This is a genomic window from Nonomuraea sp. NPDC004186 (assembly GCF_053603495.1).
The window spans coordinates 186,999-200,249 of record NZ_JBSGFQ010000008.1 but is presented as its reverse complement, the minus strand read 5'-3'; the positions used below and the strand labels follow the sequence as shown (position 1 = coordinate 200,249).

Here is a 13,251-nt window from a genome sequence, read left to right as displayed (position 1 = left end):
TCGCGGTGGCGCGCTGCCGGCGTTCGCGTCGGATGCGAACTCGGGGACGTCTGGGATGAGGCTTCTTCGGCCACGTCGAGCCGGGCTCCAGGTGTGGCCGGGGTCAGCTCGTTCCCGGGCGGGTGAAACCCATGGGGGGGCGGCTGTAGGGGGCGATCTTGACTTCGGAGCCCGGTCTGGGCGCGTGGATCATCGTGCCCTTCTCGGGGTCGAGCACGATGCCCACATGGTCAGCGGTGCCGTCACCGTTGTTGTCGAAGAAGACAAGGTCTCCGGCCTGCACATTGCCATCAGGGATGCGCGGTCCGCGCAGCCACTGGTCGTTCGCGACCCGGGGGATGGCGGTCCCCGCGGACTCGTACGCGCGCAGGGTCAGTCCGGAGCAGTCGAAGGAGCCGGGTCCTGTCGCTCCCCACACGTAAGGGTCGCCGATCTGCTTGAGGGCGTAGTCGATGACGGCCTGGGCACGAGGGTTGGGCGCCAGGTTGTGGGCGTTCGGCGGGACGGCCAGCGAAGGCGCGCCACCGCCGCCGCCTCCACCGCCTCCACTGCCGCCCGCCCCGTTGACGCCGTTCCCGATGCCATCGCCGGGCGGCAGGCCGTTGCCGTTGCCGTTGTAGGACGCCAGCTGCGTCTTCGGGGTGTGCGGGCGGAAGTCCGGGTCGGGGATCCAGGGCATCTTGGCCTTGTTGCCCGGAACGAAGTCTTGATCGCCTGGAGCGGGGATGCCGGTGAAGAACCGCACCTCGCCGAGGTATTTGCCGATCTCGCTGGTGGCCTGACCGAGTGCCTCGGCGGCCTTGTCCGTGTGCACCTTGGCGCGATCGAGGGCGTTGGACACCTGGGACCGGATGCTCGTCATCGAGATCGTGGTGCTGTCGGGGTCGTTGCGCTGCTCGTCCAGCCAGGCGCGTTTCTCCCGGTAGAGGGCTTGGACCTCGCCCTTGGCCGTCTCCAGTGCGCTCCCGGCGGCATCCAGCTTGCCGGCGCAGCTGGTCAGGGCCTCGCTCAGTGCCGTACCGGACTTGGGATATCTGGCCATGTACTTGGCGAAACTCTCGGCGGCGGCGCCGTTCCACGCGCTGTCCACCCGGTTGACCGCGCGTTTGATCACGCCGTTCTCTGTGGTGATGTCGCCTGCCAGCGTTCGCCACTGCCCCGAGATCTTGGAGATCTGGGCCTGGTCGCCGCTCAGGTCGTCGATGACGCGCTGGATGGGGCTGAGGTACTGGTCCCAGATGTCCGTCACACCTGCTCCGTCCGGGGAACGCCGGGGAGGTCGGCCGTGCGGACGTTGGTGACGACCTGGTGGATGGCCGCCTCGACCTTGGTCAGGTTCTGTTGCGCGTGGCGTATCTCGGCGTCGATCTTCTTTTCGAAGTCGTTGACGGCCTTGGCAAGCTTGTCGGAAACGTTCTCCAGGGTGCCGAAGCAGGAGGTGCTGACGCTCGTGGGGCCGTCCTCCGCCGCACTCTTGAACTGGTTGGCGACTCCCTTGGCCTTGGTGGCGCACTCTTCGAGCGTGTCGAAGTAGATCTCAAACCCTGCCACGTGAGTCACGCCTCTACTGTCAGATCAACATCAACCGCCCGACAATCTAACACCCTCGGCCTCTTCGCCCGGCCGCGATCTCATGGCCGCCGCGATGCCGGACCGTACGGGACCCTTCGCCTGATCTGACCCGCCGAGGCGCCGATGCTGCCGAGCGGCGGTCGGGTGCCGGTGATCGCCCGGCCAGCAGCCGTAACCTGCGCGAGCCCGGCCTGCCGCGAATGGTCAGGGGTACGTTCCTGGATGACGATCCGGCGGCGATCGAACGCCGGCGTCAGGATGTCCGGGTCGCGATCGGGCTGCTGAAGGACACGTTCTTGCCTCCCACGAACGGCAACAGGCGCTCCGTCTCCTGCTCCAACGCGGCCCGGTCGGCCGCGGTCAGAGGGCGGAATGGCGTGAGGCGCAGGGTTTCGCCTTCGAGAGACCAGGTTCCGTGCACGTGGCCGTCCACGAGGAAGGTGGGCCGTACTTGTGCCTGGCCGGGCATCACGTGTTTGCGGTCCTCGTTGCTGATGATGCGGGTCCGGTCGGCGTGGCCGAGCAGGGCGTTGTCGAAGGCGGGCAGCAGTCGCACGGGGGCGGGCGTGTCGGGGTCGGGCAGTTCCGCGTCGGCCAGGTCGATCAGTTCCCTGCCGTCGGGGTCGCGGTAGTGGCGCAGTTCGGCGCGCATGCCGGAGACGATCTCGCCGAGGCGGGTCAGCCCGGACCAGGCCTGTACGTCCATGATCCCGGCTGGGCCGAACGCTGCCAGATAGCGGCGGATGAGCTCCTTGGCGGTCGCCGGAACCATGGGCCGGCCGAGCCAGGTCTCGGCGGGCGTGACGCAGACGGCCGACCGGGTGCCCCAGGAGCCCCACGTACCGGTGGCCGGGTTGTGGACGAGGGGGGTCCTGAGCTCGATCTCCCCGGCGAGGACGCGCCCGTCGCGGTCCGGGTGGCGTTCGGACAGCCGCCGGGCCAGCTCCTTTCGCGGTGTCGTCCCGCCCGCCAGCAGCTCAAGCCCGGTGGCGACCAGTGAGGCGGTGTCCAGGCCCGCGCTGTTGCGGGCGAAGTAGGGCGAGCGGGCGGTGCGGTCGAGGACGGGCTGCAGCAGCGGCCGCAGCCGGCGGAAGTCGTCGGCCGCGGCGAGGTGCTGGGTGCTGCGGAGCAGGCCGGAGCGGACCACCCTCCGGTCCTGCAGCAGCGTGGTGAGCTCGGAGTGGGTGAAGCCGCGGATCCTGCTCCACAGCCCGACGTAGGGCCAGTTGGGCTCTTGAGCCTGCATCGCGACCAGGCGCCCGATCACCTCAAGCGGGGTGTGATCGGTGCGGGCCAGCAGGAACTGGCGGTCCAGCAGGGCCCGGTTCAGGGCCCTGCTCGAGAGAGTCGTCATGACAGCCGCACCGAGACGTTGCCACGGTAGGAGCCCTGGAGCAGGGACAAGAACGCCTGCGGCACGTCCTCGAGTTCGCCCTTGATGACCGTCTGCGGGTAGACGAAGCGGCCCTCGCCCAGCCAGGTGCTGAAGTGTTCCCGCCAGGCGGCGATCTGGTCGGGGGTGTGGTAGCAGGAGAACGGCAGCAGCTCGATGCCCCTGGCCTGGGCCGCGACGTGGTCGGGCGTGGGGAAGCGCTCGGCCGCGTCGCCGAGCTGGCTGGACAGCGAGCCGCACAGCGCGAACCGGGCGCCGGGCCTGGCCACCTGCAGCGCGGCCTGGTACTGCTCGCCGCCCACGATGTCGAAGAACACCGAAATGCCCTCGGGTGCGAGTTCTCGGAGCCGGTCGACCGGCGAGCCGTCGTGATAGTCGAACGCGGCGTCGTAGCCGAGCTCGTTCACCAGATAGTCGACCTTGGCCGGGCTGCCGGCGCTGCCGATCACCCGTGCCGCGCCCAGGCACTTGGCGATCTGCCCGGCCAGTGAGCCGACCCCGCCCGCCGCGCCGGAGACGAACACCACGTCGCCCTCGCCGACGCCCGCCACGTCGGCCATCCCGTAGTAGGCCGTCGGCCCCTGACCGAGGTAGTAGCCGGGGTCGGCGATGGGGTCAAGCTTGGTGTACTGGGCGGCCGGGCCCGCCGAGTACTCGCTCCAGCCGGTCATCGACTGGACCAGGTCGCCAACCGCGAGCTCGGGGCTGTCGGACCGGACGACGGTGCCGATGGCGGCCACACCCACCCGCTGGCCCGGCTGCCAGGCCGGTACCGGGATGGTGCAGTCCGCGCGCATCAGCTCCAGGTAGGTCGCGGCGAGCCCGATCTGGTCGGTCCGCACCACGACCTCGCCGTCCACCTCGGTGGTGGCGACGGTGAAGTGGTCGAGCGTGGGGGTGCCGGCGACCTGTGCGGTCAGCTGGATCTCACGGGTGATCATTTCTTGTTCCTTAGGTCGGTACGGCCTTCGAAATCGACTCTAAACAGGCTTCCGGTCACTTTTTGACCGGAAGTCGCGCGAGGATGGCGACATGGCGAACACCAGCTCACGGACCCTCCGACTGCTCTCGCTGCTGCAGACCCACCGCCACTGGCCCGGCACGGAACTGGCCGAGCGGCTCGGGGTATCCGAGCGGACCCTGCGCCGCGACGTCGACAGGCTGCGCGAGCTCGGCTATCCGGTCAGCGCGGCCCGGGGAACCGACGGCGGCTACCAGCTCGCGCCCGGCGCCGTCCTGCCGCCGCTGCTGCTGGACGACGAGGAAGCGGTGGCTCTGGCGGTGGGTATCGGCGACGCGGCGCAGAGCGGGATCGCCGGGATGCAGGAGGCGTCGCTGCGTGCGCTCACCAAGGTGATCCGGGTCCTACCGCCCCGGCTGCGGGCCAGGGTGGACGCCCTGCGGGAGATGACCCTCTCCGTCGCCCCGGCCGGGCCGGTCGTCGCGGCGCAGGTGCTCACCGCAGTCGCCCAGGCCTGCCGCGACCAGGAGCGGCTGCGCTTCGGCTACACCGCCAGAGGCTCCGCCCCCACCCGGCGCGAGGTCGAGCCGCACCGCCTGGTCGCCCTCGGCGGACGCTGGTACCTCGCCGCCTACGACCTGACCCGGCACGACTGGCGCAGCTTCCGCCTCGACCGGCTGACCGAGCCGGCCGGGACAGGCACGCGATTCCGGCCGCGTCCGCTCCCGGCCGAGGACGCCGCGGCCTTCGTCCAGGCGGCCGGCGGGGCCCCGGCGCCGTACACGGTCCAGGCGCTCGTCCACGCCCCCGCGGCCCGGGTACGGCAGGCGATCGGCCAGTGGGGCACGATCGAACCGCTCAGCCACGGCACCTGCCGGATCACCATGACCTCGACCTCCCTCGATTGGCCGACGCAGGCGCTGGGCAATGTTGGCGCCGAGTTCGAGGTGCTGGGGCCGCCGGAGTTCGCCGCGCACGTACAGGAGTGGGGTACCCGCTTCATCCGGGCCACCGCCGCGCCCGACAGGCCGTCCGTGCCGTAGCCGGGAGGCATCGTCGACGTCGGCGTGCCGCTCGATCCGGTCGCGGACGGCGGCCGGGAAGAGCCGCGGAACGAACACCTGGCGCATGGCGAGCAGGGCCTTCGGGCGGCGATAGGTCACAGACGGGTCCCCCGTGTTCAGCAGGTGTGGTGGTGGTTACTTGAGGCTGCCGAGCGTGATCCCCGAGCGCCAATAGCGCTGCAGGGAGATCATCAGGGCGACCATGGGGATCAGCGAGATGATCGAGCCGACGACGACCAGGCCGGTGAGGTCGGTGGAGTTGTCCACCTTGACCTTCAGTCACGAGTACAGGCCGAGCATGACCGGCCACTTGTACTGGTCGCGCAGGTAGACCAGTGGGCCGAAGAAGGAGTTCCAGGACCCGACGAAGCCGAGCAGGAAGATCGTCGCCGCGCCGGTGGACATGAGCCTGGCGCCGATCAGGAAGAAGATGCGGTACTCCCCCGCGCCGTCGATGCGGGCGGCCTCGAGCAGTTCGGGCGGGATGGCGCCTTCGGCGTAGACCTTGGCGAGGTAGACGGAGAAGGCGCTGAAGAAGCTCGGCACGATGATCGCCCACGGCGTGTCGATCAGGCGCAGGTCCGTGTAGAGGAGGAAGGACGGGATCGTGAGCAGCGCGCCCGGCACCAGGAACGAGCCGATGATGGCGCCCATCATGACGCCGCGCCCGCGGAAGCGGTACATCGCCAGGCCGTAACCGCAGGCCACGCTGACCAGGGTCATGCCGGCGGTGCCGGCCAGGCCGTACAGGAGCGTGTTGCCCATCCAGGTCAGGAAGATCCCGTCCTGGTAGGTGAACAGGCCCCGCAGATTGTCCCAGAGCCGGAACTCGGCGAACCACAGCGCATTGGTGGTGTACAGGTCGGACTGGCTCTTGGTGGCGGCGACGACCAGCCACCAGACGGGCGCCACGGAGTAGACGGTGAAGGCGACGAGGCCGGTGATGACCGCGACCCTGGTCCTGGCCTTGTGCGGCCGGGTGTGCCGTCCGGCCGGTGTGGCGGGGGCCGGCGCGGCGGGGCGCTTCGCGGTGGTGGCGGTCGTCATGAGGTGGGTGCCTTGTCGGTGAGGCGGTAGAAGATGGCCGAGGCCGCGCCGACCACGAGCGCCAGGATGACGGACAGGGCGGCAGCGTAGTTGAAGTCGCCCTGCGCGAAGGCCCAGTCGTAGATGGCCATGATCGGCGTGAAGTCGCGGGTGATGGTCTCGGGCGTCATCGAGCGGAAGAGCATGGGGTCGCTGAAGATCTGCAGGGTGCCGATGATGCTGAGCACGGTGGTCAGCACCAGCGAGCGGCGGATCATGGGCACCTTGATGGACCAGGCGATCCGCGGCTCGGAGGCGCCGTCCACGCGGGCGCTCTCGAAGATCTCGCGCGGCACCGACTGCAGGTCGGCATAGACGATGAGCATGTTGAAGCCGATGGCTCCCCAGGCAACGAGGTTGCCGATGGACACCCAGATCAGCTCGCCACTGTAGAAGTCGGCGTCGATGCCGAGCAGGGCGAAGAACGGGGTCAGCGGGCCGACGTCGGGGCTGTAGAGGTAGATCCAGATCAGGGTGGCCACGATGCCGGGGATCATGTACGGGATCAGCAGCGGCAGCCGGAAGCGCGCGGCCACGCGCCGCGAGGCGGCATCCAGGAGCAGCGCCATGACGACGCTCACGATCTGGATGAGCGGGATGCTGATGGCCGCGAAGAGACCCACGCGTCCCATGCCCGCCCAGAACTTGGCGTCGGCGATGCCGCGCAGGAAGTTGTCCAGCCCGGCGAACTCGACCGTCTTCGGGCCGAAGCCGAGGCCCGAGCTCTTCTCGGTGAACACGCTCTCCCGCAGCGCCAGCACGATCGGCACCACGCTGAACAGCACGAACCCGAGGAAGAACGGGATGGTGAACGAGGCGCCCTGCAGCGCGGCGGTGCGCCGCCACGCTTTGGGGCTCGCGGTGATGGCCATGACGTTCAGCCCCGCACGTTGATGTTCTTCGACTTCAGGTCGTCGACGGTGAACTTCTGCATGTGCTCGAGGGCCTGGCGGACGGTGATCTCCTTGGTGACGATCTTGGCCCACTGGTCCTGGAGCTCGGAGAAGACGCCCGTGAAGTTCGGGCCGACCACCCAGGGGTCCCGGCCGGACTGCGTCGCCTTGAGGATCACGCCCTTGGCCTCGCCCTTGCGCTCGCCGAACAGCTTCTCCGGCACCACCGAGTCGATCCAGGGAGACGGGTCGGGAACGGCGCCGGGCCAGGCGTACTGCCTGGTGTCCTGCTGGTAGGAGGCGTCGATGGCGTCCTTGCCGGTCGTCATCCATACGCCGGCCTCGACGGCCTCCTTGATGTTCGGGCAGCCCTTGGGCACCAGCAGCGCGCCGCCGTGGGCCGGGGTCACGAACGCGGGGGCGTCGGCGAACTGGGGCAGGTCGATGGGCTGCCAGTCGCCCAGCGACCTCTTGTAGTTGAGCTCGTAGTTGCCGAGCTGCCACGTCGAGGTCGGCAAGGAGACCATCTTGCCCGAGTCGAAATAGCTGATCAGCGCGGGCCGGTCCTGGTAGGTCTGGTTGGCCACCAGGCCGTCGTCGACCAGCCGCTGTACGACGTCGGCGGCCTTGAGCGACTGCGGCGACAGGAAGTCCACCTTCCAGCTGTCGCCCTCGATCGCGTACCACGACCCGCCGGCCTGCTGAACCAGGTTGATCAGGGTGGAGGGGTCCTCGCCGGCGAGGTTCATCACGTAGACGCCGTGCTTCTTGAACTCCTTGCCCGCGGCGATCACGTCGTCCCAGGTCTTGGGCACCGCGACGCCGTGCTTGTCGTACACGGCCCGGTTGATCATCATGAACGACGGCGCGAAGCCGGTCGGAATGCCGTAGAAGCGGTCGCCCGCCTTGGCACCCGGGAAGGATGCCTCGTTGAACAGGCCCTTCGTGGTGTACGGCTGGAAGACCTCGGTGATGTCGGCCAGCAGTCCCTCACCGACCAGACCGGGCACCTCGCCGAAGGCCTTCACCAGGCAGGGCACGTCCTGTCCCGCGGCGACGACGTTGCGCAGGTTGGCCGCGGTGCCGGGATTGTCGGCCTGCTTGACCACCTTGAGCTTGATGTGGTCGTGGGTGGCGTTGAACTTGGCCACGACCGGGTCGAGGAACTTGCTCTCGTCCCACGACCACCAGGTGAGGGTGACCGGCCCGGTGCCCGCGCCCGCCGTGGCGGCGGGCTCCTGGGCGGTGGGCTCCGGGGAGCCGCAGCCGGTCAGCACGACGGCCATCGTCAGGCCGGCGGCGAGGGCGCTCGTTGGGATGCGGTTCACGGCACCGCTCCTTCGCAGAATGGGGGGCGGCTATAGAAAGCGTTGTCTACGGAGACCGTAGAACCCCCTTACCGTTAGGGCAAGATTTCAGGCGGATAAATTTCCCATTACGCCCGTGTCCTTGGTGAAAGGCATGGTGCAGCGCTGTCACGCGGCGGCGTCTCGCGCCGGGAACGCTGTCTACGCCGGGGAGGGCCGGTCGGCGGACCGGCGGATGACGACGTGGGCGCCCAGCATCTGATGCTGCTCCGCCCTGCCCGCGGGCCGGTCCAGGGCGCTGCGCACGGCCGCGCGGCCCAACTCCTCGTACGGCACGTGGACGGTGGTCAGGCCGGGACGCAGATCGGCGGCCAGGGGGATGTCGTCGTAGCCGACGATGGAGACGTCTTCGGGGACGCTGAGACCCGCGTCGAAGACGGCCGCCATCGCGCCGCCGGCGATCACGTCGGTCTCGGCGAAGACCGCGGTGAAGTCGCGTTCCCCCCGCAGCCGGGCGCTGACACGCTCGTAGCCCGACGCGCGGGTGAAATCCGTGCCGAGCTCCAACAGGCTCTCGTCCACGGGGCAGCCGAGGTCGCCCATCGCCCGGCGGAAACCGGAGAGCCGTCCCGCGGTGGTGGTGAACGTGGAATCCCCGCCCACGTAAAGGATCCTGCGGTGGCCACGGCCGACGAGGAAGCTGGTCAGCGCGTAGGCGCCGCCCTCGTTGTCGTACTCGACGACGGTTACCGGGATCCCGTCCCCCAGAGGCGGGCGGCCGCACAGGACCAGCCGCGAACCGGAGGCGTCGAGCGAGCGGGCGATGTCGGCCATCCGGGCCCGGTAGGCGGCGTTGTCAGTGGCGCCGCCGATCAGGAACACCGCGGCGGCCCGCTGCTCGCGCATGAGCTGGATCGCGGCCAGCTCGCGGACGGGATCTCCGTCGGTGGTGGCCACCAGGCAGATGTGCCCACGGCGCGCGGCCTCCTGCTCGACGCCGTGCACCGCCTCGGCGAAGGCCGCGCCGCGCACGTCGTTGACGATGAAGCCGACCGTGCGGGCCGATCCGCCGCCCAGCACGCGGGCGTGGGTGTTGGCGACGTAGTTCAGCTCCTCGATCGCCCGTTCCACCCGCGACCGGGTGGCCTGGGCCACCGGGTAGTTGCCGGCCACCACGCGCGAGACCGTGGACAGCGAGACGCCGGCGAGCTCGGCCACATCCTTGATCGTGCTCTGGCGGTGCTCGGGGTCGTCGAGCGCGTCGTTCCTTCGTCTGGCCACCTCACCAGTGTAGAGAACGTTGTCCGTATATGGTCACCACGATGACGCCGCACGCGTCTACCCTCCGGTCGACTCGCGGGCGACGACGGAGAAGCGGCTGATGAACTCGCGCGCGACCTGCTTGTTCTTCCCGTTCTCCGCGATCCGCTTGGCCAGGAAGCCGACGGCCGTGCCGGCCATGAGCGCATGGTCGGGATCGACGGACGACAGCGACGGCACGAGGTAGGCGCCCTCGGCGATGTTGTCGAAGCCGATCACCTTGACGTCCTGCGGGACGCGGATCCCGCAGTCGGCCAGGCCGCGCAGCGTCCCCATCGCGACCGTGTCGGTGACGCAGAACACGCCGTCGAACGCGACCCCGGAGCCGGCCAACCGGCGCGCGGCGGCCGCTCCCGTCTCCATCGTGAGCGCGTCGATGGGGACCACCAGCTCGGGATCGAAGGGTAGCCCTGCCTCTTCCAACGCCTCGCGGTAGCCGTCGTGGCGCAGGCTGGAGACGTCGACTTCGCCCCGCTGCGGGCCGTCGACGACCGCGATGCGGCGGCAGCCCCGCTCGATGAGGTGCGCCGTGGCGGCCCGCGCGCCCTCGACATTGGGCATCGCGACGTGGTCCACAGGGCCGTCGAAGATCCGCTCCCCCAGGATCACCACCGGGAAGTCGACCTTGAGCAGGTCGGTGTCGGCCGGGCCGAGCCCGACGGTGCTGAGGATGAGGCCGTCGTAGAGGCGGTTGCGCGACAGGGCCAGCGCGGCGAGCTCGCCCTCGCGCGAGGCGCCGGTCTGCTCGATGGCGACCCTGAGATCCCGCTTCGCCGCCGCCGCGATGATCTTCGCAACGAGCTGGCCGTAGTACGGGCGGTCGATCTCCGGGACGGCGAGCCCGATGGTCCCCGTACGCCCGGTGCGCAAGTTGCGCGCCGCCACGTTGACCCGGTAGTCGAGCTCGTTGATGGCCCGCAGCACGCGCTCGCGCGTCTCGGTCTTGACGTGCGGGTGGTGGTTGATGACGTGGGAAACGGTCATCGGCGAGACCCCGGCGGCCTTCGCCACGTCCTGTATCGTCACCACCTCGACATCCTTTCACGGCCTCAACCCTTGACACTGCCGTCGGTGGTCGGGGGAGCCGATAGCGGTCCTGCGCCGGCGGCAGGGAGGGATCGGCCGGTCGGCGCCCCAGAGCCGAGGGCGGTTCAGCCGCCGACGGGCCGGCCTGGACGTCATGAGACTCTGCTTGTATCGATACAACTCGTTTAGGGACGCCTCAGGAAGGCGTGAGAGCCGCGGCCTCGTCGAACGTCACCGCCGCGCCGACGAGCGGTGCGGCGCAACGGGTGCTGTCGTACTATCCGGTCCGGATGCGCGGGGCGAGCAGGTCCACACGACGGACTGGGCCGACGCCGTTCGCTCGGGCAGCCGCCGCATCGAGATCTGGCGCAGCGACGACCTGCTCGAATGGGGAGAGCAGCGGCACGTCCTGATGTCCGGCGAGGCCGCCGGCATGACCTGGGCGCCGGCGGAACTCGGGCACGGGTGGCTGATGTTCGCCGACCACTTCGGGCCGGACTTCCATGGATATGTCCCGTTCGCCATCGCCGATGTCACCACGGACGCTTGGCGGTGCGTACCGGCCGCGATCACGCCCAACACCAAGCACGGCGCGGTCCTGCCGCTGTGCGTCAGCGAATACGAACGGCTGGCCGGCACGCAGTTTTCTTCATAGAAAACGTTCGCTACGACGGAAGCGGCAGGTGAGCACCGATGGCGTCGAACCGGCGAACCCAAACACTTACCCTTTTCTCGAACAGATCCCATCTCATCGCCGGGCGCCGGTTTAATCCCGATCATGAGATCCATCCGACAGGGGGCCGTACTGGCCGTGGTCACGGTCATGACGGCTGTGGTCACTCCAGTGGCCGCGACAGCCGCGCAGAGCTCGTGCGAGGCGCCGCCACGGAGCAGCCCCACCTATGACGACTTCGTGCTCACGTACAAGTCCGACTGCGCCGCGAAGAAGAACTACGACCGGACGTTCCAGGACGTCACGGCGTCCGTCCTGGTCGACAAGCGCAACAAGCTGTCGGTCACGACGTCGACGGCGCTGGCCGGCGCGATCGCGTCGGTCAAGGTGAACAACAAGGAGTTCATCTCCAGCGGCGGCCACGGCGCCGCCTTCCAGTACGCCTTCCACGCCTGGCAGGAAGGTAAGGCGGCGACCGAGTGCTACAACCCCACGCAGGCCGGCACCCGCATGGACGACGTGGACCAGCCGCCTCCCTACCACGGTCCCAGCACGAGCGCGCTCTACACCATGGCCCGGTCCGGCAGCTCCATCCGCACGGCGGGGAGGCCCGCGATGTTCGTGACCCTCGCGGACACGAAGCCGGGCTGGGGCAACTGCCGCAGCGCCGACCACCAGGACAAGCGCTCCCCGTTCACCATGGGACTGTCGCCGTACTGGCTGCAGACCGAGATCGAGCTCGCCCCCGATCATGACGTGCCCGCGCTGGAGAACGTCTTCCGCGCCACCGCCACGATCACCTCGGACGACGAACCATATGACCACTTCAGCGGCGTCTTCGTCGCCTACCTGCAGCCGGATTTCACGAAGGTCTTCTCCTACAGCCCCGCCACCGGTCGCCTGTCGCCCAAGCCCGTGGAGTCCCACACGAGCAAGGACCCCATGGTCCGTTGCACGGACGACGACCGCTACTGCCTCGGCATGTACATCAAGCCCGAAGTTCTCAGCGGCAAGGCCTACTACTACACGATGACCCGCCCGCCCATGGACTACAACGGCCACTTCGGCGAGAACACCATCCAGGTCACCAGCCCCGGTGGAGCCATGGACAAGGGCGACAAGGTCAACTACGAGACCTACGTGGTCGTCGGCGACAAGAGCCGCGTCGAGCAGACCATGACCCAGCTCCACCGCGCCTTCAAGTAGTCGGCCCTTGGTCGGGCCTTCGCGCCCACCCTCAGAACCCGAGCCGCTCGCGTGAACCCTCATAACCACCCGCGAGTGTTAATGAGGGATTCACCGCGTTCTCGCGTTGGCTGGAAATGATCACCCCGGCGAATGCGGAGGCGTGCGTGAAGACGCGAAGAACGACTGGCCAAGTGGCCTTGATCATGTCCATCGGGGCGACCTCGTTACCGGGCCTGGCACCCCCGGCGACAGCGGCCGACCGGGACTTCATCCTTACCCTCAACGCCTCTGACCTCGGCATGGATCCCGCTGACCCGCGGGGCATCGTGCCGGAGATGCAGGCAGACATCACGGAGCACGGCGGGCTGGGCCCCGCGATCAAGCAGACGCTCGCCGACAACCAAGGCGGCGCCACCATCGATACCTCGGAGTGGCCGAATTTCGACGGCACGGTGAACGTGACCTCCGACAACGCCGGCCGGGGAGGTCACCACCTCCTGGTCCTGGAAGACGATTGCCGCCGGGGTGATCGCCTGGACCACGGGGTACGTACGGGATCAGGTCGCTGTGCATCTCGGCCATGGTGGCCAGCGGGGTGGGCGCCGCAACCTATCCGCTGATCTGCACCCCCTCCAAGGCGTCGTTACCGGCATCATGGGACCGCTCATGATGAACGCGTTCAACGGAACCCTGGGCACCCCCAAGGCGGCTTCCTGCGGGAGAAGCGTGGGCGAAGGAGAATTTCGCCCACGCCACACAGAACGTCGG

The 13,251-nt window shown here is 68.9% G+C and carries 14 protein-coding genes; 4 read left to right on the top strand and 10 right to left on the bottom strand.

What is annotated here, in order from left to right:
- Positions 1-103: 103 nt before the first annotated feature.
- The 4 genes from ACWEPL_RS09465 to ACWEPL_RS09450 all read right to left on the bottom strand — a co-directional run bounded on the left by ACWEPL_RS09465 (position 104) and on the right by ACWEPL_RS09450 (position 3,906).
- Entirely contained in the window at positions 104-1,249 is a 1,146-nt protein-coding gene (locus tag ACWEPL_RS09465; RefSeq protein WP_452435722.1) for a bifunctional WXG100 family type VII secretion target/C40 family peptidase, read from the bottom strand.
- Positions 1,246-1,551, bottom strand: coding sequence for a hypothetical protein (locus ACWEPL_RS09460; RefSeq protein ID WP_363985210.1), 306 nt, complete (start codon positions 1,549-1,551; stop codon positions 1,246-1,248). Before ACWEPL_RS09460 ends, ACWEPL_RS09465 begins: the two co-directional genes overlap by 4 nt.
- A 274-nt stretch (positions 1,552-1,825) precedes the next feature.
- Positions 1,826-2,926, bottom strand: coding sequence for a winged helix DNA-binding domain-containing protein (locus ACWEPL_RS09455; protein WP_452435721.1), 1,101 nt, complete (start codon positions 2,924-2,926; stop codon positions 1,826-1,828).
- Positions 2,923-3,906, bottom strand: a complete 984-nt coding sequence (locus tag ACWEPL_RS09450) for a zinc-binding dehydrogenase (protein ID WP_452435720.1) — start codon at positions 3,904-3,906, stop codon at positions 2,923-2,925. Before ACWEPL_RS09450 ends, ACWEPL_RS09455 begins: the two co-directional genes overlap by 4 nt.
- Positions 3,907-3,997: 91 nt before the next feature.
- Between ACWEPL_RS09450 and ACWEPL_RS09445 the strand changes: the two genes are divergently transcribed.
- Complete coding sequence (locus ACWEPL_RS09445) at positions 3,998-4,969, top strand: helix-turn-helix transcriptional regulator (protein ID WP_452435719.1); 972 nt, start codon at positions 3,998-4,000, stop codon at positions 4,967-4,969.
- A 156-nt stretch (positions 4,970-5,125) separates the two neighbouring features.
- Here ACWEPL_RS09445 and ACWEPL_RS09440 read toward each other — a convergent pair whose 3' ends face one another.
- The 6 genes from ACWEPL_RS09440 to ACWEPL_RS09415 all read right to left on the bottom strand — a co-directional run bounded on the left by ACWEPL_RS09440 (position 5,126) and on the right by ACWEPL_RS09415 (position 10,625).
- Complete coding sequence (locus ACWEPL_RS09440) at positions 5,126-5,257, bottom strand: hypothetical protein (protein WP_452435718.1); 132 nt, start codon at positions 5,255-5,257, stop codon at positions 5,126-5,128.
- Between the two features lie 12 nt (positions 5,258-5,269).
- Positions 5,270-6,037, bottom strand: coding sequence for a carbohydrate ABC transporter permease (locus ACWEPL_RS09435; protein WP_452435717.1), 768 nt, complete (start codon positions 6,035-6,037; stop codon positions 5,270-5,272).
- Positions 6,034-6,948, bottom strand: a complete 915-nt coding sequence (locus ACWEPL_RS09430; protein ID WP_452435716.1) for a carbohydrate ABC transporter permease — start codon at positions 6,946-6,948, stop codon at positions 6,034-6,036. The genes ACWEPL_RS09435 and ACWEPL_RS09430 overlap by 4 nt, the downstream gene beginning before the upstream one ends.
- Before the next feature lie 5 nt (positions 6,949-6,953).
- Positions 6,954-8,297 (bottom strand): ABC transporter substrate-binding protein, encoded by a 1,344-nt coding sequence (locus tag ACWEPL_RS09425; RefSeq protein ID WP_452435715.1) that lies wholly within the window; start codon positions 8,295-8,297, stop codon positions 6,954-6,956.
- A gap of 180 nt (positions 8,298-8,477) precedes the next feature.
- Positions 8,478-9,557 (bottom strand): LacI family DNA-binding transcriptional regulator, encoded by a 1,080-nt coding sequence (locus ACWEPL_RS09420; protein ID WP_363985222.1) that lies wholly within the window; start codon positions 9,555-9,557, stop codon positions 8,478-8,480.
- Between the two features lie 57 nt (positions 9,558-9,614).
- Positions 9,615-10,625, bottom strand: a complete 1,011-nt coding sequence (locus ACWEPL_RS09415) for a LacI family DNA-binding transcriptional regulator (RefSeq protein ID WP_452435714.1) — start codon at positions 10,623-10,625, stop codon at positions 9,615-9,617.
- A gap of 163 nt (positions 10,626-10,788) precedes the next feature.
- On the opposite strand from ACWEPL_RS09415, the gene ACWEPL_RS09410 reads away from it, so the two are divergent.
- The 3 genes from ACWEPL_RS09410 to ACWEPL_RS09400 all read left to right on the top strand — a co-directional run bounded on the left by ACWEPL_RS09410 (position 10,789) and on the right by ACWEPL_RS09400 (position 13,103).
- Complete coding sequence (locus tag ACWEPL_RS09410; RefSeq protein ID WP_452435713.1) at positions 10,789-11,277, top strand: hypothetical protein; 489 nt, start codon at positions 10,789-10,791, stop codon at positions 11,275-11,277.
- 123 nt (positions 11,278-11,400) lie between these two features.
- The gene (locus ACWEPL_RS09405; RefSeq protein WP_452435712.1) at positions 11,401-12,501 is read left to right on the top strand and encodes a hypothetical protein; all 1,101 of its coding nucleotides are present in this window, start codon (positions 11,401-11,403) and stop codon (positions 12,499-12,501) included.
- A gap of 146 nt (positions 12,502-12,647) precedes the next feature.
- On the top strand, positions 12,648-13,103 hold the full coding sequence (locus ACWEPL_RS09400) for a hypothetical protein (RefSeq protein WP_452435711.1): 456 nt from the start codon (positions 12,648-12,650) through the stop codon (positions 13,101-13,103).
- Positions 13,104-13,251 lie beyond the last annotated feature (148 nt).

What these genes read in the sequence shown, in the direction of transcription:
- ACWEPL_RS09455 (WP_452435721.1), bottom strand. Translation starts at nt 2,926, where the DNA reads ATGACGACTCTCTCGAGCAGGGCCCTGAACCGGGCCCTGCTGGACCGC.
- ACWEPL_RS09450 (WP_452435720.1), bottom strand. Translation starts at nt 3,906, where the DNA reads ATGATCACCCGTGAGATCCAGCTGACCGCACAGGTCGCCGGCACCCCC.
- ACWEPL_RS09445 (WP_452435719.1), top strand. Translation starts at nt 3,998, where the DNA reads ATGGCGAACACCAGCTCACGGACCCTCCGACTGCTCTCGCTGCTGCAG.
- ACWEPL_RS09435 (WP_452435717.1), bottom strand. Translation starts at nt 6,037, where the DNA reads ATGACGACCGCCACCACCGCGAAGCGCCCCGCCGCGCCGGCCCCCGCC.
- ACWEPL_RS09430 (WP_452435716.1), bottom strand. Translation starts at nt 6,948, where the DNA reads ATGGCCATCACCGCGAGCCCCAAAGCGTGGCGGCGCACCGCCGCGCTG.
- ACWEPL_RS09405 (WP_452435712.1), top strand. Translation starts at nt 11,401, where the DNA reads ATGAGATCCATCCGACAGGGGGCCGTACTGGCCGTGGTCACGGTCATG.